Source organism: Burkholderia sp. WSM2232, from assembly GCF_000472545.1.
Lineage (GTDB): Bacteria > Pseudomonadota > Gammaproteobacteria > Burkholderiales > Burkholderiaceae > Paraburkholderia.
Window position 1 is genome coordinate 106,132 of sequence record NZ_AWZV01000013.1, and the last position, 21,595, is coordinate 127,726.

Here is a 21,595-nt window from a genome sequence, read left to right on the forward strand (position 1 = left end):
CGCCGCTGATCTGAAGTGTCGCTATGACGAAGTGTCGGCGATACGGCACGCGTGATCGAGCAGTCCCTCGGCCGAACCACTGCCGTTGTCCGCGTCAAGACCGCTGTTCACGACCAGCCAGCCGTCCTTCTCCGCCGACGGCCCGGCACCCGTCACCAGAACGGTTTGCATGGCCATTGCGTCGGGGTTCGGATTGTCGCGCGAGACGATGCGGAACGGATCGCTCGTGCCGCTTAGCGAATTCACGCGCATGATCCGGTAACGGCTGCCGTTGAGCGTGTCCCAACGCCATATGCCGGGCGCGTCGTTGGCGTGTCGGGCGAGTGCGTCGCTGACGTCGCCGCGCATGCAGTCTATATGAATGTGCAACTGGTTCTGCGTGCGGCGAAACTGGGAATTGATCTCCAGACCTAGCTGATTGTCAGCGAGCGTTCGTTTGACCGCGCGGTTCACATAGCTGCGTGCGGCCCATGCGTCGGCCCAATAGCCCGGCGCATGCGGTGCGAGCACGAGCGGGCTTTCGATGCCGCTCACACGGTCCGTCGGTATCAGCAGATACTGCGAGCGTCCGACGATGTCCTTCAGGATTGCATAGCGTTTGTCGAGATCGACCGCGGTGCACTGACCCGGCGTGCCGGTCGCCTGTTGCGACGGAACGCAGCGAATATCGACGATCTTCCATAGCGCGTTCGAATCGACGGCCGCAAGACGTGCACAGCCGGCCACCGCGAGCGCCACGCCGAACGCCGCGGCGGCTCGCTTCAGGTAAGGCCCGCTGCGATGTAGCGGACGGGGATCGGCGGATTCGGAAAGAGTGCGCCTGCTGGCAAGTGGCTTTGTGGTCGGGCGGGAAAAGGCTTGGTTTAGCGGCATCTTTTATACGGTTCAGAGCACGGGCGGCGGCACTTCGCCGAGCAACTGTTCGACGGCCACGCCGATTGCGAGCAGACGCCGGTCGCTGCCAAGCGGCCCGTCCAGTTCGAGGCCGACCGGCAAACCTTGCGCACTGATTCCAGCCGGCAGGGACAAACCCGGAATGCCGGAGGTGCTGGCCGGATCGGTATTGCGCAGAAACGCTTCCATCGTGTCGATGGGCGGCGCGCCGTCTACCGACACCGTCAACGAACCGTTGATCTCGTCGATGGGTACAGCGGCGAGCCGGGTGGTGGGAAAGAGCAGTGCATCGAGACGCCCGTCGGCAAAGGTCGCGGCCATATAAGCCTGCAACAGGGGCCGCCAGTGATTGAGCGCCGCCTCATAGCGCGAGTCGAGCGCGCCCGCGAGCACTTCGTCGTAGATAGCGCGCACGTCGGGACTTGCGATACGCGCTGCCAGTTCCGCGACGCTCTGCACCGGCGCATGGTTTGCGGCAAGCCACGCCTCCATATCCACGCGCGCTTCGTGGATCGCTATCGGCCCGCCGACCATGCCGTTGAGATCTTCCAGTTCGCTCATGGCCACCGGCACGAAAACAACGCCGGCTGCTTCCAGCTTCTTCAGCGCGCCTCGCGCCACGGCTTCGACATCTTGCGCAAGACCCGCCCACAACGGCGCCGGCAAGCCGATGCGCAGACCGTTCAGCGCGACAGCGGGCAACGGACCCTCGCCGGTGATCACGCCGTCGAGCAGTGCGATGTCGGCTGCGTTGCGCGCCATCGGGCCGACGGTATCGCGCGTGTGGCTGATCGGCACCACTGCGTCCGGGTCGTGATAGCGCCGCTCGGCGCCCCCATTGCCCACCGACGGACGAAAGCCCGCGGTGCCCGTCAACGCGGCGGGAATGCGGGTGGAGCCGCCGGTGTCCGTGCCGAGGCCGGCGGGCGCGATGCGCGCGGCAATTGCCACCGCCGTGCCGCCGGAGGAGCCGCCCGGAATCAGCGCGGGGTCGTACGGATTGCGCACGGGGCCTGCATGCGCCGCGAGATTGGTACTCGTAATGCCGAACGCGAGCTCATGCATGTTGGCCTTGCCGAGAATGATCGCGCCCGCGTCGAGTAGCCGTTGTACCGAGGGCGCGTTGACGTCCGGCACGAAGCCTTGCAGTGCCGGCGTGCCGGCGGAAGTGGCCAGCCCCACGGTATTGATGTTGTCCTTCACCACGACAGGCAGACCGGCAAGCGGCAGTTGGGCCCTTGCTTCTGCGGACAACGCGTCGACGCGCCGCGCGGCGGCGAGCGCGCCGTCCAGGTCGATCACGGTCAGCGCGTTGAGTGTTTCGAGCGCGGCCGCGCGCGCGAGCAGGGTCGCGACATAATCTGTTGCGTGGAGCCGGCCCGACTGGATCGCGGCGACGGCTTCGGTTGCGCTCAACGCGAGCTGTTCATCGACGGTCCATGTCATGGCCGTGCTCCTTATCGTTCAGTGTCGGGGCTGCGCGAACGCCGCATGAAGCGCAGCGCGAAACGCGCGAGCGTGGGCACGAGCCGCGGGCGCAGCAGCCGCGCGTCGTAGCCACTCATGCGGCGCTCGTTTTCCGCGAGGCATAGTTCGACGAGTTCGGTCGTTTCCAACCCCTTGCCGATCACGCTGCTGTTCGCCGGCAGAAAGTTCGAGTCGTGCGCGACGCCGTTTGCATCGATGCCCTTGGCGATCGCCACGCGCTCCCAGATCAGCACGACCCAGATGGCGGCCACGCGCAATGCGTGCCACGGCCTGCGCCATAGCGGCATGTTACGCCGGTGCCAGGCGGCCCAGTTGATGAAGAACAGAATGTGACGGGCTTCTTCCTGAATCACGGGCTCGAAGGTCTCCACCAGTGCTTCGGGAAAATAGCCCGACTGCTGCGCGGCGCGAAAGAGGCCGAACGCAAAGAAACTGTCGATGCACTCGCTGTAGCCCGTACGCATCCACGCCCATTCGGGGTCGCGCGGCGCGGGATAGTGCGGCTCAGGTGCGATTTCGATGCCGTAGGCCGCAATCAGTCGCGCAAGCACGCGCTTGTGGCGGGCCTCTTCGTCACCGTCCATGGTAATGGCTTCACGCAGCAGCGGGTCGCTCAATTGCGCGGCGTAGGTGTGAACGTTGATCGACGCGCGCCCTTCCGTTTGCACTGCGATGTCCCAGATCGGCAGCGAGCAGAGCCGCTCGAGTGCGTCGGGTGACAGCGCGGGCCAGTCGATCACGGCCGGTTTGTACGGGTCGTGAGTCTCGAGCAGCATGCGGCAGAACATGTGCTTATGCGCCTCAGAGCCGATCTTCACGCGGGCCGTGCCGGCAAAGGTCCAATGGCGCAAAGTGTGGTCTTCGGCTAGGTCTGTCAATGTGTCGGACATGGCAAGCGTGCAGAGAGCGAATTTGATGTGTCGCCTATTCTGTCACATTGCCCCGAAACGCGGCGCGGGCGGTGCACGGCCGCCCGCGCCGGTCAGCTTGAGTGCTGTGTCACTGGTGATGGTCGACCCACATGCGTCCCCAGCGGAATGCGTAGGCGAGCGCATGTTCTTCGTCGAAGAAATAGTCGAGCGCGTCGAAGCTATAGGCCTTGCCGCGGCTTGCGCTCGCTTTTTCGATGGTCAGGTTCGCGGCGAATAGTCCGTTGGGCAAACGTTGCGCGGCCGGCGCGACTTCATAGCCCTTGTAGCGAATATTTGAATTCATGATCGTGGCGGTGAATAGGCCCGCATGTTTTGCAAAGGCCGCTGCATGTGACACCCGGCGTTCGCGTTGGCGTCGGCATCAGGCGGCGGATGAGTCGGCGGGCAGGCTCAAGCGTAGGCCGCACTGCAGGGCCCGTGAACCAATCATTCTTCGCAAGCAAATCAGCGGGAAGCCGGAACGCTCTTCGGAACACCGGATAAGGGCTGGTTTGGCGGGTTCGCAGACACTATCGCGCGCAACAGGCAGCGGGTCTGTTATGTGCCGCACGGTACGCCGCCTGCGAGCGCCCCGCTTCGCGCATGTGAGGCGACGCGGGGCGCTGCCGGGCGAGGGCGCTGCTGGAGAAGTCGCTGCTGGAAAATTCGCGAAAGAGGGCGGAGCGCGAGGCTTTACACTGCGTGCAAGATGCGCGCGGGCTGCACTTGCTGGTTCGTGCCATGCGCGGTGTTCGCAGCGGGCGTGCGCTGCGAGGTGAACGCCAGCGCGAATTGCGCGGCTTGCTGGCCCACGGTGGCGAGCTGGTCGACGACCTTTGCGTCGGAACAGGTATCGGCACTGTCGAAGCGCGTTTCCAGCGTGTTGATGCCGGCGCCGAACGGCGTAGGCCAGCCGCGCAACGCGTGAACGATCGCGCGCAGCGAAGTCAGCACCGAGCCGGCCGCCTGCCAGCCATACGCCGTGACGATGCAGCCGACCGCGCGGCCGTCCAGATACGGACGTTCGTCGGCGCGCAATTCCTCGAGCGTATCGAGCGCGTTCTTCACGAGGCCGGAGACGCCGCCGTGATAGCCGGGCGTCGCGATGATCAACGCGTCGGCGTGACGCACTGCTTCGATCAGTTCGAGCTGTTCGTCGGTGCGCTCGCTGTGTTCGGGCGCGTAGTGCGGCAGGCTATGAAGGAAAGTGCCGCCGAAGAGCCGGGTTCTCGCGCCCGCAGCCTCGGCGCCGCGCAACGCGAAGCCCAGCGCGCGCTCCGTCGACGAGGCCGCGCGCGTCGTGCCGCCAATGCCGACCACGAGCGGACGGCGCGGGTGAGGGTGATGGAAACTGGTCAACGAAATGCTCCTTCGGTGGCGGCTCGCGGCGCTAGCGCGCGGGTTGCGCGGGAGCGGGCCGGGCGAACCGGACTTTGAAGCATCATCTTAATGAGCGCGGCACGCCGCACGAAGCGACTTTTTGTTCTAACCATATAACCGCGCGGACGGTGCGACCAGGCACATATGGATTGTCAGCCCGGTTCGCGCATTTGCGCCGATAAGCATATGGCGATCTATTGTTTTGGCGCGAGCGCGGGCGCCGCTATGATCGAAGCGTCTCCTCCATGACACTCCTTGACATGGGACTCGGCCTCGCCGGCATGCTGGCGGGGCTTTTTTTTTGCCGATGTCGCGACGACTTCGCGGGGACTGCCGCACTGTTCTTGCCTCGATCGCGAAGCGCACCGCCACGCGCCGCTTCACGTTTCGGCCGTTTATCGCGTGCTAGGATGGTTCGCGACACGATCCCGGCAAGCTCAACCGACAAATGGCAACTCTCTATGAAACGCTTGGTGTGCCGATGCACGCCACGGAAGAAGAAATCAAGCGCGCCTACCGTAAGGCCGCAATGAAGTGGCATCCGGACCGCAATGCGGGCTCGGAAGAAGTTGCGCGCGCCACCTTCCAGGAAATCAGGGACGCCTACGCGATTCTCTCGGACGCCGCGCAGCGTGAGGTGTACGACGCTGTCTACGCGGAACAGATGCGGCAGTGGGACGCGCAGCGCGCGCGCCATGAAGAGGCGCAGGCCGAGCGCGAGGCGGCGGCACGTGCGGCGGACGAAGCCGCCTATGCCGAAATGGTTTCGCTTGCCATGCGCTTTGCCGACGAGGGGCACAATCGCGATGTGCTGTTCGGCGTGCTGCTCGGGCGCCACTGCGAAGCGAGACGCGCCGCGCAGATCGCCGACAGCGTAGCCGCTTTACAGGCTTCGCGGCGGGAAGCCACGGCCTCCAGCGCTTCGCCGCAGGCTGCAGAGGCAGAGCCACAGGCGAGCGACGCTGCGCCGTCGCGCGACGCGGCAACGACGAACGCCCGTGCCGCAGCCACGGCGGCTCATTCCGCTCGCGCCGAGCCAGCCAAACCCGACCAGGCCGCGAATGAAGCCCCTGCCGCCGGCGGCTTTTCCAGCCTCTGGTTCCAGTTTCTCAACGGCCTGCGGTTCTGATGAGCCCCGTGCGTCTCTTCTGATCGGGACGTTCCAGGGGGAAATTCCTGTAGCGCGCGGAATAAAGACATCGTAGTGTCACGGGGGCGCAAGACTCTGCGAGCACAATCGCACATACAAGAGACCAAAAACACGGTACGGGGTAAGCGTGACAAAGAAATATAAAGTGCTGTTTCTGTGCCGCGAGAATTCAGCACGCAGCATCATGGCCGAAGCCCTGCTGCGAGAGTTGGCAGGACATCGGTTCGAAGCATTCAGCGCCGGGCCCGAGCCGGCGGTGCGAATTCATCCGTTGACGGTCGCGCAATTGCGGCCCGGCGTTTCCGACCTGGGTAGGCTTTGCCCCAAAAGCTGGCTGGAGTTTACCGGCGAATGGGCGCCGCGCATGGACCTCGTGGTCGCGCTGGACGACGGCGTTGTCGCTCCCCATGCCCCTGCCTTTCCAGGCAACCCTGCGTTTTGCGAGTGGAATCTCGCCAATCCGCTCGCGGACTTTCTTTCCGAGCCGGACCGGATTCGTCTGTTCGAGAAGGTGTTCTGGCAAATCGTGCGTCAGTTAAGCGCCCTTATCGAGGCGCCGCAAAATGACGCGATGCCGGCGCGAGCGACGCCGCAGTGCAAGCCGTCGTGCACTGGCCAGTTTGCCAACCTGTAATGTGCCGCAATAGCGCGGCGCTTGCCGCGGAGGGTTGTGCTGGCGGTGGTCTTAGTGGTCGCTATGACGCGCGAGCGGGCTGCCGGCGAACGGGTCGTTCTTCCAGTCGACGCGCTTTTGGGGCTGTGAAGCCGGCGCGGGCGGGGCCGATAATTCGAAGTGGTCGATTGATTGACCGGCACTGATTGCCTGCTTGAGCCATTGAGGCATTTCGCCCTGGCCGTCCCAGCTGTCTCCCGTCGCGCTACGGTAGCGAGCGTTCTTTTGCGCGGCTGGTTCGGCTGCCAATACGGCGGCAAGGTCTTCTGGTTTGATGCCAAACTCTTCCATGCGATGGCGGAGATACGCAATCATGCTATCTCGCTTCCTTTCGTCCATAAGATATTCGTCCTTCTAAAGCGTCCAGCGTTCTGTCAAATGCAGATTGCGAGGAAAACCCGCGAGAGCTTGGAGTCCATTTAAATGGCGCCGGTCCGCGGTGAGGTTATTAATCAAAATTGGAAAAGCGCTGGTGGCGATGCACTGATTTTGGGCGGCCGACCTCGCATCCACGCTCCGTCTTTCGACGGCGTTTGTGCCGGGCCATTCTTGTGGTTGTGTCGTCATCATAACGCACTGCGAGCGCAATGCACGCACCGTTTGTACTGATTTTGACGGATTTGAATGTGATGCGGAGATTTCGTCGCTCGTCCGGGGCCTGGTTCAACGGTCCGGTTCGCCGGTTGAATTCCGCGCCGCCCGAACTATAAAAGAATGAGCGGAGAGGACAATCCGTGTTTTCCAGGCTGAGCGCCGATCTGCATTCTCAGTACGCGTGTGCGGCGCCCGGCTCGGCGCGGGCGGCTCGTTGAGCGTTTCATTCGACGAGTCGATGCAGCAGGCCCGCGTCTCGATGTGTTTACCGTCGCCCCAATAGGGCACTGGCTTTTACACGGACCGATTCTCGAAGAGGGAGGACACTGCTGCGCCGGATTCAAGGAGTCTGGAGATGAAACTACGTATATTGATGGCAGTGGTGAGCGCCATTCTTTTTCTAGCACCACGCGCCGCAAGCGCGGACGACCTCGCCCCGCAGCCGGGCGTCGGCACGGCGGCCGGCACATCGTCGGGTCACAGGCTGATGCAGCATGCGAACGAGTCGGCCCAGGCCACCACGGACGTGCCGTTGAGCGAACCCGCAGGAGCGGCTTCGCCGTCGGCACAAAACGTCGCTTACGGAGGCGTGGCAGCGGGACGCTCAGAAGCGGGCGGCCGGCAAAATATGCCATGCCCGAGCGGGCCGCAATGCAGGATTTACTTCGGCCAATAAAGCGCGCACGCGACTGCCCAGGCAGAGCCGGAGTCGCATCGCCTGATCGCTACTTCATGCGAGCGCAGTGTGAGCCGCTGGATCTTCGGTACTTTCGACAATGCGGCTCACCACTGCCGCCACACCCGGCCCCTGCACGGCCGCGCGCTCGCCGAAGCGCCGAAACTCGTTTAGCAGCGAGCGCCACGACGCATGCCAGCGCGTTTCCTTGATCAGATTGCCTGACGGATCGGCGATTCGCAGCACGCCGTTGTCGGGATAGAAAGTCAGAGTGACCGGCATGCCGTCGATCACGCAGGTCGCGGTGCAGGGACGCGTGCTAACCATAGTCAATGTCCTTTGATTGTGCGATGAGTGCATCTGGATGCTGTCGAGCATTCAGCAAGGGGCATGCCTGGGATTGTCGCGTGGTTTCGCGCGCGCATTTGAGCGCCGAAATAACCCCACCCGCAACCGCAATTTTCCGCAGTCTTGAGCGAACGATTTAATAGGATGCTAAGGTGTATTCCGTTCTCGGATGCACCACCGCTTCATCGTTCCGACCGTGTAAAAGCAGGCCACCCAGCCTGCTTTTTTTGCTCGTGCGCTATCGTGCTCGCGTGCGAACGCCACGGTGATTAGCGCGGTGCAGCCGCTCCAATCACATTCGTTGTTCGTAACCCGCCAAACAATACTATGTTGAGAGAAGACAAACTGCCGGCGAGCGCGGTCGCGCCCGACGACCGCGCGGCGTCGCCCCTGCGTTCATGGCTCGCGGTCGTGGCCGTTGCAATCGGCGCCTTCGCGTTCGTCACCACCGAATTTCTGCCCGTTGGACTTTTGCCGCGCATTGCCGCCGATCTGGGCGTGTCCCCCGGCACGGCCGGTTTGATGGTCACCGTGCCTGGCGTTATCGCGGCGATCTCGGCGCCTGGCCTCATGCTGGTCGCCGGCCGCATGGATCGGCGGCTCGTATTTCTGCTGCTCACGGCTTTACTGTTGGCGTCTAATCTGATTTCGGCACTGGCGCCGAACTTCATCCTGATGCTGGTGGGACGCGCGTTGCTCGGCGCTGCGTTGGGCGGCTTCTGGACGCTTGCCACCGCGGCCTCCGGGCGGCTCGTGCAACCCAAAGATTCGGCGCGTGCCATGGCGACAATTCTCACCGGCGTGACCTGTGCAACGGTGATCGGCGTGCCGCTCGGGACCTTTATCGCCAGCTTCGCGTCATGGCGCGCGTCGTTCATGGCAACGGGCGGACTCGTTGCAAGCGCGCTGATCGCGCAGTTCCTGTTCGTGCCGTCGTTGCCGTCGAACACCGCGTTGCGTCTGCACGACCTCGTTTCGCTGCTGCGCAGGCCGCATCCGCGTCGCAGCCTGGTGATGGTCGGGCTCGTATTCGGCGCCCATTTTTCGTCGTACACGTACATCACGCCGTTTCTGCTGCACAACGCGAACCTGAGTATGCCAACTATTACGTGGTTGTTGCTCGGCTTCGGCATCATTGGGTTCTTTTCGAACTTCGCAGTTTCGTCCACGGTTACGCGCAGCCTCAAGATCTCGCTCGGCGCGATGATTTCGCTGCTGATGTTCGCGCTTGTCCTGCTGCCCACGCTGCAACAGTCGTCTGCTGGCGTCGTCGCGCTCGTGCTCGCGTGGGGCGTGGCGTTCGGCGCGTTGCCGCTTTGCTTCAGCATGTGGATTCAGCGCGCCACGCCCGATTCGCCCGAAGCCGGCTCCGCGCTGTTCGTGAGCATCATTCAGGTGGCGATCGCGGTGGGCTCTCTGGTGGGCGGTATTGTGGTCGATCAGGTGGGAATTGCCACGGATTTCCTGTTCGGCAGCGGTCTCGCGTTGCTCGGCCTTGCGGCGCTCGTCAGCTTCGGCAGAAGCGGTCAGGCGAAGCCCGCACCGAAAACAGTGGCATGCCGCGAATGCAGCACCGCGTGCAGCGAGTAATCGCGCAAGCCGGGCGCACGAGTGTTGAAATTCGCGCGAGCGCCCGCAATTTCCGTTGCTAACTACCTGTGCGCTATATGCCTGCATATACGTTCGGGAATGCCGACAACCGAAGCAACACGTAAAGACAGGCGGATGAAAAAGGTTACTTCCCGACTACCCCCAGCCAAACGCGCCGAACTGCTGTGCTTTCTGGTCGCGATCGCAGCGGCGTCGTATGCGCTCAGTGCGGAGTGGCGCGTGGATCACGTCGTCCAGTGCTGCCGCCAATGGCTCGCCAGGAACAGCGCGCGCATGCATTGGCTCGAGCGGCTGCGCATCGGGCAACTTGCGCTGAAGATCGCGAGCCAGGACCTGCTGAACGCGGGCGTCGCAGTGCGCCTCTCGAACGTGCAGGCGCTCTTCACGAGCGAGCTGGAGTTGAACGAAGCCAGCACGATGGTTCAGCGCATGATGGCGCTCTGCCAGGAAGCGATCTGAATCGGCTAGTTGACGATGCGTATTGCGCAGCGCGCGTGCGGTTCGGCGCGCGCTGCGCCACTTCATGCAAAGCCTGAGCAGGCGCTCACGCTCACGTAATCAGCCCGGCGAAGTGCACGCAGTTGCCCTGAGCGTCGACGGCAATGCTCATGCCCTCGGCGTTCAGGTTCACTGTGGGCTGAGTGCCCGGCGTGCTGCTGACCGTTACGGCGATCGGTATGTACTCCGCCCCGTCGAAATCGAGGGTTTGGCCGGGGTGGCTGTCGCTGACCGCCGACAGTTGCTTGAGCAGCGGCGCCGTCAGAAACACGATAGTCGACAGACCAGTCGGCCAAAGCTCGCTCCACCGTGCGTCTGAACTCAGGGTCGCAGAGGCCACGAAGCGCGGCTCGGTCTCGTTGTTGATCGGCAGGTTCGCTGTGGTCATCCAGGCGGCGAACGCCAGGTTGATGTCCAGCTCCGGAACGTGCTGCTGCGTGAGCCATGCACGCAGCGAGTTCGGCCCGGTTGCAAGGCACATCATCTCGAATGCTTCTTCGCCATACGGCCGGACGTGCTTGATCAGAAAGTCTGCTGAGATACCCATGTTGAACTCCTTAATGCGTCGTGCGAGTGATTGGGCGCTTGCGGGAAAACGTTCGCCGCAGCCGGGGCCATGCCATGCGGTCAATTGGCGTTCTTCAGTTCGACGGGGCCTTCGGAGGTGCCCGTTGCCGCTTCCAGATGAACGATGTCGCCGAGCATGGGCGCCACGCCGTTGACCACGCGCGCGTTGACGATGACCGTGCCGTTGCTGAACTTCTCGACGGAGTAGCTCGTCGTCATGCGGTCCACTTTCATCGATGCATTCACGTAGCGCAAACCCGTCAGCACAATGTTCCATTGCGGCTGGCCGCGATATTCGCCGATGGTCGCGAAGGCGGGCGTGCTGAAAATCGTCGGTCCGTACGAATGATTGATGACGGCGCGTTCGATCAGGTCCACTAGCTCGGCCCATCGGATGCCATAGATCACGGTGCTCGCCCGTGCCGGCGGGTAGTCGCCGAAGCGCTCGCGCGCGGCCTGCGCGGCGAGCTCGGGAATATCGGTTTCATAAAAGTGCTTGTCGAGAAATTCGAATTCACTAGGCATGTCTTTCTCCCTGACGAGTGCCGGAATCAATGCGCATAGGCGCGGCGGGCCGGATGGCCAGTGTTCGTGCTACGCCGGTATGAACGCGCCGAAAGACGCTTTGTGAAGTCACGCCGCCACCGCCCGCGTGCGGCATACTGTGCGCATAATCGTATGACGATTGATTCACGCCAGGCCGAATCGAACGTTCAACGTGTTCCGCCAGAAGAGCACGCCGGGGGCAAGAAAAAGTGGAATCAACAGCACGCAATGCAACCGCAGATGCCGGTTTTTCCAGGACCGAAAACCGGCAAGCACTACTGAGGCAGTCGAAGCTTTTCCGCGACATGCCCGAGTCTTTGATCCATCACGTTGCATCGCATGTCGTGGAGCGACGGCTGGAAGATGGCGAGGCGCTCTTCCTCAAACACGATCCCGACGACTTCGTTGCGCTCGTCGTCTCGGGGCGTCTTTATACGCTGCTCTACGGCCCCGACGGCAGGGAACTGATTACCGAGAGCGCCGAGCCTGGCGAGGTGGTCGGCGAAACCGCTCTTGTCGATGCGAGCCGCCGTCAGGCGGCAGCATTCGCGTGCGGACCGACGCGCGTGTTGCTGCTATGGCGGCGCCACTTTCCTCAATTGACGAAAGAGCCGCTATTCATCCAGCGCCTCTTGATGCTTCTGTGCGACAAGGTGCGCAAGGCCGCAGCGTTTATCGAATCGGTCTGCCTTTACCGGCTTGAATCGCGTCTTGCGCGCCATCTCATCTCGGCAATCGATCAATGCGGCCGGGCAGAACTCGGCGGCATTGTCGTGCCGCTGCCGCCCAGCCAAAGCAATCTCGCGGCCATGGTGAACGTGAGCCGCCCGAAGCTCAATGCGCAATTGCAAGCCTGGCGGCGCGACGGAGTCATCAGCTGGACGCACGACACCTTGCTGATAGCCGACGTCGATCATCTGCGCTCGGTCGCGTACATCTCCATTACCTGAGCGCGTGCCGCTCGCCGTTTGCCGATCCGCCCGGCCGGGGTCTGCGCGCGGCATGCAGCGCGCGGCGCACCCTCGTGTCCGTGCGTGGATGCGTGCAAACGTTGCGTTGAACAAAGAAGGGAATGACGAAACAGGAGGGAACGACTCGCGCCGGAGAGCGTTTCGCTGCTCCGGCGCGTGGCAGCGCGTCAGATTGCGCTGGTGCTAGGCGGGTTCAGCGCATTGAGGATCGTCAGAAGGCTCGTCAGGTTGTCGCTGACACCAGTCTGCGCGACCTTTTCGGTGGCCCCGGCCGCCGCGGTGGTGTCGAGCGTGTAGACCTGCATGACGCCCTGGTTGGCGGCAGCCTGCGACAGCGTGTTCTGCTGCTGCTGCGAGGACACGGCGTTCTGGAAGAGAATGCCCGTGGAATGCGCCATCGTTTGATACAGCGAGCCCATTGCCATTGCGGGCGCTTCTGCGACAACCTTGACGTTCGACTGCGTGACGGCATCGGTTATCTGATTGTTGACGGCTGTGGGAAAGGCCATTGCTATGCTCCTGGGTTCAAGGTAAAGACGGAGATCGAGCCGCTACGCTTGCGCGTGGCGGAACTGCCGGGCGTTATCGACGGCGGAAGGCGTTGAGCACCGTGAGCAGGCTCGTCAGGTTGTCGGCAACGCCGGTCTGTGCGACCTTCTCCGTGGCGCCTGCAGCGGCCGTCGTATCGACGCTGTAAATCTGCATCACGCCCTGGTTCGTGGCCGCCTGCGTCAGCGTGTTCTGTTGCTGCTGCGCCGACACCGCGTTCTCGAACAGAATGCCGGTCGAGTGGGCCATGGTCTGATAGATCGAGCCCATCGCCATGGCCGGCGCTTCGCCGACCACCTTGACGTTCGACTGAGTGACGGCGTCGGTGACCTGATCGTTGACGGAAGTGGGAAATGCCATTTTCGAACTCCTTCGGTTTAGTGCGCGGCGGGTGTCGCGCTGGTTGCATGAACGTCCTCTGAGGGACTCTGTGAAGCGGGTGTCGGTGTCGGTGTGGATTCGTTTGCTGTCGTTGCCGTTGCCGTTGCAGAAGCCGGAGCCGGAGCCGCGTTCGCCGCGTTGTCCAGTTGCGCGAGTGCGCTTGCCAGTTGCCGCTGCAACGGACCAAAGTAACGCTCGAAGCACTGCTCGACTTCCGTCTTGACAAGATTGGCGAGGCGGTCCGCAATCTGCGGCAACGCCAGTTGCGCGGCGGGCGGCAGGCCGCTCGCCGGGGTCACGAGCATCGACGGGCGCAGATCGTTGAGCGATTGCGCCGTTTCTACGATCTTCAGAATCGCCTGCTCCTCGCGTTCCTGTGCTTGCAGCGCTTGCGCTGCGGTCGCCTTCAGCTTCTGCAAGACCTCGCGGATCAGCGACTCGGAACGCTGCCTGCCTTCGTTGAGCGCTTGCGCTGCTTGCAACCTTGCGTGGACGGCCGGGTCGGTGGAGGCGGCCGCACTCGCCACCGCACTCGCCACCGCGCTTTGCCCCGGCTGTTCCTTTGCCGTGGATTGCTGGAATTGCTCCAGCTCCGCCAGTTCAGCGGCGGTGAGCGGGCGTTGCAGCCAGGTCGTGGCGAGACGGCGAAGCGACGCTAATGCGTCTGGGTCGGAATTGCTCATCGGTATGCTCCTGATAGTTTCGGCTCGTGACCGGCGAAGCCCGTGAAAGCGGGTCGGTCAACTGGGCCAACCAGGCCAACGCAGCAGCAGCGCGCCGCGTTAGCTGGCTTTGCGGTTGGCGAGCGTCGCGCTGTAGCGTGCGATGCTCTGATCGATCTTGTCGATGGCGAAGCTGGCGGACTCCGCTTCGATTGCACCGGCTGCCGCTGCCACCGCCGCGGCTGCGCCCATCAACAGGTCGGTCGCCAATGCGCCGAGCGCGTCTTCCGCGGCGGCGGCGAGCTTCTGCTCGGCGAGGTTCTCGGTCATCTTCTTGAGCAGCACCGCCTGGCTCGCGAGCGCGAGCTTGCTGACGCCGTCGAAATAGCTCGCTGCCGATTGCGCGACGAGACCCGATGCCTGGCTGATCATCATGTCCGGAGGCGTTGCCACTTGCGACGCCGCATAGCTCGCGGTCTCGGCGTTCGTGAGTTGCACTGCCTGCACGATCTGACTGTTGAGCGCGCTCGTGGGCGGACTGCTGTTGGCCGCCTGTTGCGATGTCGCGCGTTCGCGCATCTTCGACAAAGGCGTGGGCCCTGGCATGGTCGCGGTCGTAGTGCGGGCAGGGGCGGATTCTTCCGGCACGTTCTGCCTGGCGGCTACAGGTGGCGGCATGCCGGCAGGGGCCGCCGCTTCGCTTTCAGCGGGTGTGCGTCCGGTTGCTTGCATCGTTGCTCCTGTTTCGTCGGTCGCGTGCGCCGGCGGCGTGGTCATCGGCCTGGTTGCGGCTGGAGTCGCATCTGCGGTCGCGTTTCGAGCCGCGTCCGGAGTCGTGGCCAGAGCCGCGTCTGAAGTCGTGGCCGGAGCCGCGTCTCGAGTTGTGCCTATAGCCGCGTCGGGGGCCCCGCCTCGACCCGTGTCTGTAGCAGCGTCAGGGGCCGCGTCAGGGCCCGATCGGGCGGCCGTCGACGCGGGCCGCCCGCGTTTGGTGAATAAGTCCCACAGAGCCATGAATGCCTTCTCCTTGCGTATGCGTGGTGGTCATGGCGCGGATCAGGTGCTCTTCTCGCCAATGGCCATGATCAGCGCAACGGCTTTCGACACCACCGCCGTCGAGATCTGGTTCAAAGACTGTTGGCCATGCACCGCGTTTTGCAGCGACAAACCCGCGGAATGACTCGCGACCTGATACAGCGCTGCGATGGCCTGGGCAGGCGCCTCGGCAACGACTTTGACGTTGGTCTGCGTAACCGCATCGGTTATCTGTGCGTTGACTGCAGTTGAATCCGCCATGAACGGCTCCTTCAAGGGTGGGTTGAGTTCGACGAGCGACGCAGCCATGAACGAGTCAGACGCGTTGTCGTGAAGCGTTTTTTTCCGCAGGGCGCGCCGTGCGCAGCGTCGCGCGCAGTCTTTTACGCAGGAGTTCGATCCGCTTGCGCGCCAGCGCCTCGCTGATCTTCAACTCGCTCGCAATGGCCGCGTACGTCATCTCATGCTCGAATCGCATGGAGAAGAGAAGCTGCTGGGCCGGCGGCAGATTTGCGACCGCGTCGGCGATCTGCGCGAGACCTTCGTCGAGTTCGAACACATGCGTCGGCGACGTCGCCGCGACGGCTGTGGCGCTCAGGTAGTCCATGTCGTCGGCGGAGCAGAAGTGCAGCACGCGTGCCTCGCGGCTCGCATGTCGCGCGCTGTCGAGAAACACGTGATTGAGAACGGCGAACATGAAGCCTTCCGGGTTGAGAACCCGATGCGGCATGCGGCGCATATACAGCAGTGCCTTCAGCGCGGTATTGGCAAGCAGTTCGTCAGCCGCCACGAGGTCGCCTCTGGCGAGCTTTCTCGCGCGTCGTTCGAGAAACGGACGCACGTTCTTCCATGCGCTTTCGAAGCTCGCATTGCCAGGCGCATTGAACTCGCATGGTTCATGCGCGAGGGCTGCACAATCGCTGGTGGTCTCGGTTGTCATTGCGCTCTCACTTGGGATGGTGCGCGCAAGCTTGGAGGCCCTGAAATAGCGGCGGCTGTTACCTAGGTGACAAGCCCGCAACGATGGGTGTATCGGCATGCCGCGTGCATTGGAGATGCGCAAGCGCGCTATGCGCATGCGATGCGTCGCCAGTCGGCGCGGCTCGGGCATCCCGGCAGAGCAGGTCAACGGGTGCGCCTCGCCTGGATGCGCCCTGATTCGCTTTTGTTATCGACCTTTCGAATTCTCGGATTGTTGCGGCATCGGCGGACCCGTATATTGGCGTGAAACGCGGATACGACAACACGAACGCTGGAGACACAAATGAACCGGATCGACCTTGAAGGACGCGTGGTGGCCATTACCGGCGGCGCGCGCGGCATCGGCTATGCAGTTGCGCAACGGGCGCTGGACTCGGGCGCCTCGGTCGCGCTCTGGGACATCGACGCCGAGCGCCTTGCGCGCAGCCAGCGCGAGTTGAGCGAACGCGGCAAGGTGACGGCGGTCACCGTCGAGCTCACGCAGGAAGCGGCGGTTGCGCAGGCCGTCGCGCAGACCGTCCTCGAGCACGGCGCGATCGACGTGCTCATCAACTGCGCTGGCATTACCGGCGGCAACGGCACGACCTGGGAACTCGAGCCCGAGGTGTGGCGCCGCGTGATCGACGTGAATCTGATCGGCCCGTATCTCACGTGCCGCGCAGTCGTGCCGCAAATGCTGAAGCAGGGCTATGGGCGGATCGTCAATATCGCATCCGTTGCTGGCAAGGAGGGTAACCCGAACGCCTCGCACTACAGCGCGTCGAAGGCGGGGCTCATCGGCCTGACCAAATCGCTCGGCAAGGAACTCGCGACGAAGAACATCCTTGTCAACGCGGTCACGCCCGCCGCCGCAAAGACAGAGATCTTCGACTCGATGTCGCAACAGCACATCGACTACATGCTCTCGAAGATTCCAATGAACCGCTTCCTGCTGCCGGAAGAAGCGGCGTCGCTGATTCTCTGGCTCGCCTCGGAGGACTGCGCATTCAGTACCGGTTCGGTGTTCGACCTGTCGGGCGGACGCGCGACCTACTGAGCATGCTGCGCGCGGCGGCGCGCCGACCGAAGACGCTCCGCGTCAGTTCATGCCAACCCGCGCCGCCGAAGCTGCAAGCCGTATCAAACCAAAAGCGCAGCTGCACAGGCGAGCTGCGCGAAGGAGACGACATGGACCCCCATGCGAGCGCTTCTCTGGAAGCAATCAACAGCAAGGTAATGCGCCGGCTGTTGCCGTTCCTGTTGTTGATGTACGTGCTGGCGTTTCTGGACCGGGCGAACATCGGCTTCGCGCAGAAAGCGCTGCAGCACGATACTGGTCTGTCGAACGCCGCGTTCGCGTTCGGCGCGGGCGTGTTCTTCGTCGGCTATGCATTGTTCGAAGTGCCAAGCAACCTGCTGCTGCATCGTGTCGGCGCGCGAGCATGGATGTGCCGCATCATGGTGACGTGGGGACTCGTGTCGGCGGCAATGAGTCTTGCGCATACCGCTACCGCGTTCTACAGCCTGCGGTTTTTGCTGGGCGTCGCCGAGGCCGGATTTTTTCCCGGCGTCATTTATTACCTCACACACTGGTTTCCGCAACGTGCGCGTGCGCGCGCAGTCGGCGTGTTCTATTTCGGCGCGCCGCTGGCCTTCATTTTCGGCAGTCCGTTGTCGGGCTCGCTGCTCGAACTGCATGGCGCACTCGGCCTTGCGGGCTGGCAGTGGCTGTTTCTCGTCGAAGGCATCCTGGCCTCGCTCGTGGGCGTGTGGGCATTCTGGTATCTCGACAATCGTCCGGAAGACGCTCGCTGGCTCGACGCACAAGAGCGCACGAGCTTGCGCGTGGCTCTCGACGAAGATGCACGCGCTGCCTCCGTCCACGGACCGCATCGCATTCTTGCCGCGCTGGTGGACCCTCGTGTGCTGCTGCTCTCGCTCATCTATCTGCTGATCCAGATGAGCGTGTACGGCGTGATTTTCTATCTGCCGCAACAGGTCGCCGCGTTGCTCGGCACGACGGTCGGCTTTCACGTGGGCCTGGTCGCTGCATTGCCGTGGCTGTGCGCGCTGGCCGTAACCTGGTACGTGCCTCGCCGCGCGGATCGCACGGGCGGGCACCGCCGCTGGGCGTCCGCATTGCTCGTGGTGGCCGGTCTTGGCATTGGCGTGTCGGGGCTCGCCCATAACCCGGCCATCGGTCTCGTCGCGTTGTGTTGCGCGGCAAGCGGTTTCATTGCCGCACAACCGCTTTTCTGGACCTTCCCGACGCGCTTGCTCACTGGCGCGGCGGCCGCGGGCGGCATCGCGCTGATCAACTCGCTCGGCAGCCTTGGCGGCTTTATCGCGCCGAGCTTGCGGACTGCGGCGGAGCGCGCGTTCGCTTCCACATCGGCGGGACTGGTGGTGCTCGGCTTCTGCAGTCTGCTTGCTGCGTTGCTGATCGGCACGCTGTTGCGGCGCGACGGCGCACAGGCACCCGGTGCATTTCACGACTTGCTGCATCGCGCCCGCTAGGCGCGTGTCAGGCGACACGTTCGACGTCAATCACGGAGCCTCTCTCTCATGGCCATGCCCACTATCCGGCACGTGCGTGCCTTCATCGTTCGCGGCGGCGGAGCGGACTATCACGATCAGCCCGACGGACACTGGATCGACGATCATATTTCCACGCCGATGGCGCGTTATCCCGAGTATCGCCAGAGCCGCCAGTCCTTCGGCATCAATGTGCTGGGCACGCTGGTCGTCGAAATAGAAGCGAGCGACGGCACGGTTGGCTTCGCGGTGACGACGGGCGGCGAGATTGGCGCGTTCATCGTCGAGAAACACCTTGCGCGGTTTCTGGAGGGCCAACTGGTCACTGACATCGAGAAGATGTGGGATCAGATGTACTACTCCACGCTTTACTACGGGCGCAAAGGAGTGGTGCTCAATACGATTTCCGGCGTGGATCTCGCGTTGTGGGATCTGCTCGCAAAAGTGCGCAAGGAGCCGGTGTATCAACTGCTGGGTGGCCCGGTGCGCGACGAGCTGGTGTTCTACGCGACGGGCGCGCGTCCCGATCTCGCGAAGCAGATGGGCTTTATCGGCGGAAAACTGCCGTTGCAGCACGGCCCGGCCGAAGGCGAGGCGGGGCTCAAGCTCAATCTCGAGAAACTCGCGGACATGCGCAGCCGTGTCGGCGACGACTTCTGGCTGATGTACGACTGCTGGATGAGTCTGGACGTGCCGTACGCGAAGCGCCTTGCACAAGCCGCTCACGAGTATGGGCTCAAATGGATAGAAGAGTGCCTGCCGCCTGACGACTACTGGGGTTACGCCGAACTGCGCCGCAACGTGCCGCGCGGCATGATGGTGTCCACGGGCGAACATGAAGCCACGCGCTGGGGCTTTCGCATGCTGCTCGAGATGCAGTGCTGCGATCTGATCCAGCCGGACGTGGGCTGGTGCGGCGGCATCACGGAACTCATCAAGATTTCGGCGCTGGCCGACGCGCATAACGTAATGGTCGTGCCGCATGGCTCGTCCGTGTATAGCTACCATTTCGTGCTCACGCGTCACAACTCGCCGTTCTCCGAGTTTCTGATGATGGCGCCCAAGGCCGACGAGGTCGTGCCTATGTTCACGCCGCTGCTGCTCGACGAACCGGTGCCGGTCAACGGTCGCATGAAAGTGCCGGACACGCCGGGCTTCGGCGTGCGGCTCAACCCGGAATGTGCATTGGTGCGGCCTTATCCGCGTTGATCGGGCCTCGTGCATCCGTTCGTACTCGCATCTACTGAGAGGGGAATCACGTGCTGCTCAAGGACAAGGTTGTGATCGTCACCGGCGGCTCGCGCGGCATTGGGCGCGCGATAGCGGTCGCGTGCGCAACCGAAGGCGCGGACGTCGCGATCAACTACTGGGGCGATAACGACGCGTCGTATGGACGCCGCTCGGCCGTCGCGGAAGTGGTCGGGCAAATCGAGGCGCTCGGGCGGCGCGTGATCGCAATCGAAGGCAATGTTGCCGCGCGTGAAACGGGCCAGCAACTGGTACGCGAGACGGTCGCGGCATTCGGCAAGGTGGATGTGCTCGCAAGCAATGCGGGCATTTGTCCGTTCCATGCGTTTCTGGACATGCCCGCGGACATATTGGAGTCCACCGTCGCGGTGAATCTGAACGGCGCGTTCTATGTCACGCAAGCCGCCGCGCAGCAGATGAAAGCGCAAGGCACCGGCGGCGCGATCGTTGCGACGAGTTCTATCAGCGCGTTGGTGGGCGGCGGCATGCAAACGCATTACACGCCGACCAAGGCAGGCGTTCATTCGCTGATGCAGTCGTGCGCGGTCGCATTGGGACCGTACGGCATCCGCTGCAATTCGGTCATGCCGGGCACGATCGCCACGGACCTGAATGCCGAAGATCTCGCGGACGAAGCCAAGAAGGCCTACTTCGAAAAGCGCATTCCTCTCGGACGCCTTGGCCGTCCGGAGGATGTCGCCGAGTGCGTGGTGTTTCTCGCATCGGACCGCGCGCGCTATGTAACGGGCGCGGCGTTGCTTGTCGACGGCGGCCTGTTCGTCAATCTGCAATGACGTGCGATGCCGCCTTCAACTGACCGGCGCCGAAGCATTCGCGGCTTGCGTGGAAGCAGCCGCGCCGTCGCGCGCAAGTCGCCGGGAAAACCCGCGCAGCAGTTCGATGAAGCGCAGCGCCGGCTCGGCGAGCGGTTCTTCCTTGCGCGTGAGAATGCCGAAGCCCGCGAGGCTCTTGCCGATTTCGAGCGGCAGCGCGACCAGCAGCTTGCCGCGCACGTGGTCGCGCACCACGGACTCAGGCAGCATGGCCACCGCGTCGTAGTTCTCGAGCAATTGCAGCGTCGCGAAAATCGACGCGCATTCAGTGAGGTTGACCGGCGTGGCCAGCCCGGCACGCGCCAGCTCTTCTTCGAACAGCACGCGCGCCGGACTCGTCACCGGCTGGGCGACCCAAGGCCAGTCGATCAGTTCGCGCAACGTGATGTGCGTGCGGCTTGCCAGTGGATGCACCGAGCGCACCACCAGCAGCAGGGTCTCGCGCGCGAGCGGCTCGAAACCGAAATCGTTGTGTTGCAAGGGACTTGTCAGGCGGCCAAGCGCAAGGTCCACTTCGCGGCGATGCAGCAACTGCACGACCTGGTCGCTGGTTTCGCCGAGTATGCGCACGTTCAGCAGCGGGCTTTCGGTCTTCAGCGCGGCAACGGCCATGGCCATCAGATCGGGCGCGGCGCCCATGATCGCGCCCACCGTCAACTGACCGTGGCCGCCGCGGCGCTTGACTTCGAGGTCTTCGGCAAAGCGCGTCAGTTCGGCAAGCGCCCGCCGTGCGTAGGCCAGCGTGACGACACCAAGCGGCGTGGGCGTCATGCCGCGCGCGTTGCGCTCGAACAGCAGAAAGCCGAAGGCTTCCTCGATGTCGCCAAGCATGCGGCTTGCGCTCGGCTGCGCGACGTTGATGGCCTCAGCGGCCTGATGGAGATTGCGCGCGTCGTCGAGCGCGACCAGCAGCGCTAGGTGTTTGAACTTGAGCCGATTAACGAGTGAGACGGTTGCTGAGAGTTGGCTCATGGTCCGGTGCGATTCGGTTTGTGGATCGCCCAATCAGAACAACGGATTGAGATGCTATCGACGCACGAATTATAGTCTTTGCAGGCGCTGCGCCTCGAAAGCGCCAATAACGA

General features: G+C 63.4%; 27 protein-coding genes. 11 read left to right on the forward strand and 16 right to left on the reverse strand.

The window, feature by feature from the left end:
• Positions 1 to 21: 21 nt before the first annotated feature.
• The 5 genes from F757_RS0113865 to F757_RS0113885 all read right to left on the reverse strand — a co-directional run bounded on the left by F757_RS0113865 (position 22) and on the right by F757_RS0113885 (position 4,652).
• Positions 22 to 873 carry a CDP-diacylglycerol diphosphatase gene (locus F757_RS0113865; RefSeq protein WP_027211913.1) on the reverse strand — a complete coding sequence of 284 codons (852 nt, stop codon included), beginning with the start codon at positions 871 to 873 and terminating at the stop codon, positions 22 to 24.
• 12 nt (positions 874 to 885) lie between these two features.
• Positions 886 to 2,340 carry an indoleacetamide hydrolase gene (iaaH, locus tag F757_RS0113870; protein ID WP_027211914.1) on the reverse strand — a complete coding sequence of 485 codons (1,455 nt, stop codon included), beginning with the start codon at positions 2,338 to 2,340 and terminating at the stop codon, positions 886 to 888.
• A gap of 11 nt (positions 2,341 to 2,351) precedes the next feature.
• Entirely contained in the window at positions 2,352 to 3,272 is a 921-nt protein-coding gene (locus tag F757_RS0113875) for a hypothetical protein (RefSeq protein WP_027211915.1), read from the reverse strand.
• A gap of 109 nt (positions 3,273 to 3,381) precedes the next feature.
• The gene (locus F757_RS0113880) at positions 3,382 to 3,597 is read right to left on the reverse strand and encodes a hypothetical protein (RefSeq protein ID WP_027211916.1); all 216 of its coding nucleotides are present in this window, start codon (positions 3,595 to 3,597) and stop codon (positions 3,382 to 3,384) included.
• A 389-nt stretch (positions 3,598 to 3,986) separates the two neighbouring features.
• Entirely contained in the window at positions 3,987 to 4,652 is a 666-nt protein-coding gene (locus F757_RS0113885) for an NADPH-dependent FMN reductase (protein WP_027211917.1), read from the reverse strand.
• A 469-nt stretch (positions 4,653 to 5,121) separates the two neighbouring features.
• Here F757_RS0113885 and F757_RS0113890 point away from each other — a divergent pair, with 469 nt between their 5' ends.
• Positions 5,122 to 5,802 carry a J domain-containing protein gene (locus F757_RS0113890; RefSeq protein WP_027211918.1) on the forward strand — a complete coding sequence of 227 codons (681 nt, stop codon included), beginning with the start codon at positions 5,122 to 5,124 and terminating at the stop codon, positions 5,800 to 5,802.
• A gap of 148 nt (positions 5,803 to 5,950) precedes the next feature.
• Positions 5,951 to 6,457, forward strand: coding sequence for an arsenate reductase/protein-tyrosine-phosphatase family protein (locus tag F757_RS33505; RefSeq protein WP_084530848.1), 507 nt, complete (start codon positions 5,951 to 5,953; stop codon positions 6,455 to 6,457).
• A gap of 51 nt (positions 6,458 to 6,508) precedes the next feature.
• Here F757_RS33505 and F757_RS0113900 read toward each other — a convergent pair whose 3' ends face one another.
• Positions 6,509 to 6,835 carry an H-NS histone family protein gene (locus F757_RS0113900; RefSeq protein WP_027211919.1) on the reverse strand — a complete coding sequence of 109 codons (327 nt, stop codon included), beginning with the start codon at positions 6,833 to 6,835 and terminating at the stop codon, positions 6,509 to 6,511.
• 610 nt (positions 6,836 to 7,445) lie between these two features.
• Here F757_RS0113900 and F757_RS0113905 point away from each other — a divergent pair.
• Complete coding sequence (locus tag F757_RS0113905) at positions 7,446 to 7,766, forward strand: hypothetical protein (protein WP_027211920.1); 321 nt, start codon at positions 7,446 to 7,448, stop codon at positions 7,764 to 7,766.
• Positions 7,767 to 7,820: 54 nt separating this feature from the next.
• Here F757_RS0113905 and F757_RS0113910 read toward each other — a convergent pair whose 3' ends face one another.
• On the reverse strand, positions 7,821 to 8,093 hold the full coding sequence (locus F757_RS0113910) for a hypothetical protein (RefSeq protein ID WP_027211921.1): 273 nt from the start codon (positions 8,091 to 8,093) through the stop codon (positions 7,821 to 7,823).
• Positions 8,094 to 8,441: 348 nt separating this feature from the next.
• Here F757_RS0113910 and F757_RS0113915 point away from each other — a divergent pair, with 348 nt between their 5' ends.
• Both F757_RS0113915 and F757_RS0113920 read left to right on the forward strand, forming a co-directional pair.
• The gene (locus F757_RS0113915) at positions 8,442 to 9,704 is read left to right on the forward strand and encodes an MFS transporter (protein WP_027211922.1); all 1,263 of its coding nucleotides are present in this window, start codon (positions 8,442 to 8,444) and stop codon (positions 9,702 to 9,704) included.
• 135 nt (positions 9,705 to 9,839) lie between these two features.
• The gene (locus F757_RS0113920) at positions 9,840 to 10,184 is read left to right on the forward strand and encodes a hypothetical protein (RefSeq protein WP_027211923.1); all 345 of its coding nucleotides are present in this window, start codon (positions 9,840 to 9,842) and stop codon (positions 10,182 to 10,184) included.
• Between the two features lie 91 nt (positions 10,185 to 10,275).
• Here the strand turns inward: F757_RS0113920 and F757_RS0113925 are convergent, their stop codons facing one another.
• On the reverse strand, positions 10,276 to 10,770 hold the full coding sequence (locus F757_RS0113925; RefSeq protein ID WP_027211924.1) for a hypothetical protein: 495 nt from the start codon (positions 10,768 to 10,770) through the stop codon (positions 10,276 to 10,278).
• 80 nt (positions 10,771 to 10,850) lie between these two features.
• Positions 10,851 to 11,315 (reverse strand): hypothetical protein, encoded by a 465-nt coding sequence (locus F757_RS0113930; RefSeq protein WP_027211925.1) that lies wholly within the window; start codon positions 11,313 to 11,315, stop codon positions 10,851 to 10,853.
• A gap of 153 nt (positions 11,316 to 11,468) precedes the next feature.
• On the opposite strand from F757_RS0113930, the gene F757_RS36175 reads away from it, so the two are divergent.
• Both F757_RS36175 and F757_RS0113935 read left to right on the forward strand, forming a co-directional pair.
• Positions 11,469 to 11,618: a hypothetical protein gene (locus F757_RS36175; protein WP_198021396.1), complete on the forward strand. Its 150-nt coding sequence runs from the start codon at positions 11,469 to 11,471 to the stop codon at positions 11,616 to 11,618.
• A gap of 23 nt (positions 11,619 to 11,641) precedes the next feature.
• Complete coding sequence (locus F757_RS0113935) at positions 11,642 to 12,286, forward strand: Crp/Fnr family transcriptional regulator (protein WP_232221402.1); 645 nt, start codon at positions 11,642 to 11,644, stop codon at positions 12,284 to 12,286.
• A gap of 188 nt (positions 12,287 to 12,474) precedes the next feature.
• Here F757_RS0113935 and F757_RS0113940 read toward each other — a convergent pair whose 3' ends face one another.
• From F757_RS0113940 to F757_RS0113965, 6 genes are all read right to left on the reverse strand, one after another.
• Complete coding sequence (locus tag F757_RS0113940; RefSeq protein WP_027211927.1) at positions 12,475 to 12,816, reverse strand: RebB family R body protein; 342 nt, start codon at positions 12,814 to 12,816, stop codon at positions 12,475 to 12,477.
• Positions 12,817 to 12,889: 73 nt separating this feature from the next.
• Positions 12,890 to 13,216 carry a RebB family R body protein gene (locus F757_RS0113945; RefSeq protein ID WP_027211928.1) on the reverse strand — a complete coding sequence of 109 codons (327 nt, stop codon included), beginning with the start codon at positions 13,214 to 13,216 and terminating at the stop codon, positions 12,890 to 12,892.
• Between the two features lie 17 nt (positions 13,217 to 13,233).
• Positions 13,234 to 13,920, reverse strand: coding sequence for a hypothetical protein (locus tag F757_RS0113950; protein ID WP_027211929.1), 687 nt, complete (start codon positions 13,918 to 13,920; stop codon positions 13,234 to 13,236).
• A gap of 99 nt (positions 13,921 to 14,019) precedes the next feature.
• Positions 14,020 to 14,631, reverse strand: a complete 612-nt coding sequence (locus F757_RS35120) for a hypothetical protein (RefSeq protein ID WP_232221403.1) — start codon at positions 14,629 to 14,631, stop codon at positions 14,020 to 14,022.
• 324 nt (positions 14,632 to 14,955) lie between these two features.
• The gene (locus F757_RS0113960) at positions 14,956 to 15,195 is read right to left on the reverse strand and encodes a RebB family R body protein (protein ID WP_013342971.1); all 240 of its coding nucleotides are present in this window, start codon (positions 15,193 to 15,195) and stop codon (positions 14,956 to 14,958) included.
• Between the two features lie 55 nt (positions 15,196 to 15,250).
• Complete coding sequence (locus F757_RS0113965) at positions 15,251 to 15,874, reverse strand: RNA polymerase sigma factor (RefSeq protein ID WP_027211931.1); 624 nt, start codon at positions 15,872 to 15,874, stop codon at positions 15,251 to 15,253.
• A 324-nt stretch (positions 15,875 to 16,198) separates the two neighbouring features.
• On the opposite strand from F757_RS0113965, the gene F757_RS0113970 reads away from it, so the two are divergent.
• From F757_RS0113970 to F757_RS0113985, 4 genes are all read left to right on the forward strand, one after another.
• Positions 16,199 to 16,951, forward strand: coding sequence for an SDR family NAD(P)-dependent oxidoreductase (locus F757_RS0113970; RefSeq protein WP_027211932.1), 753 nt, complete (start codon positions 16,199 to 16,201; stop codon positions 16,949 to 16,951).
• A 131-nt stretch (positions 16,952 to 17,082) separates the two neighbouring features.
• A complete protein-coding gene (locus F757_RS0113975; protein WP_027211933.1) occupies positions 17,083 to 18,411 on the forward strand; it encodes an MFS transporter in 1,329 nt (442 codons plus the stop codon).
• A 48-nt stretch (positions 18,412 to 18,459) separates the two neighbouring features.
• Entirely contained in the window at positions 18,460 to 19,638 is a 1,179-nt protein-coding gene (rhmD, locus tag F757_RS0113980; RefSeq protein WP_027211934.1) for an L-rhamnonate dehydratase, read from the forward strand.
• Between the two features lie 50 nt (positions 19,639 to 19,688).
• Positions 19,689 to 20,471 (forward strand): SDR family NAD(P)-dependent oxidoreductase, encoded by a 783-nt coding sequence (locus F757_RS0113985; RefSeq protein ID WP_013342988.1) that lies wholly within the window; start codon positions 19,689 to 19,691, stop codon positions 20,469 to 20,471.
• A 15-nt stretch (positions 20,472 to 20,486) separates the two neighbouring features.
• On the opposite strand, the gene F757_RS0113990 is transcribed toward F757_RS0113985, so the two are convergent.
• Positions 20,487 to 21,482 carry a LysR family transcriptional regulator gene (locus F757_RS0113990; protein WP_027211935.1) on the reverse strand — a complete coding sequence of 332 codons (996 nt, stop codon included), beginning with the start codon at positions 21,480 to 21,482 and terminating at the stop codon, positions 20,487 to 20,489.
• Positions 21,483 to 21,595 lie beyond the last annotated feature (113 nt).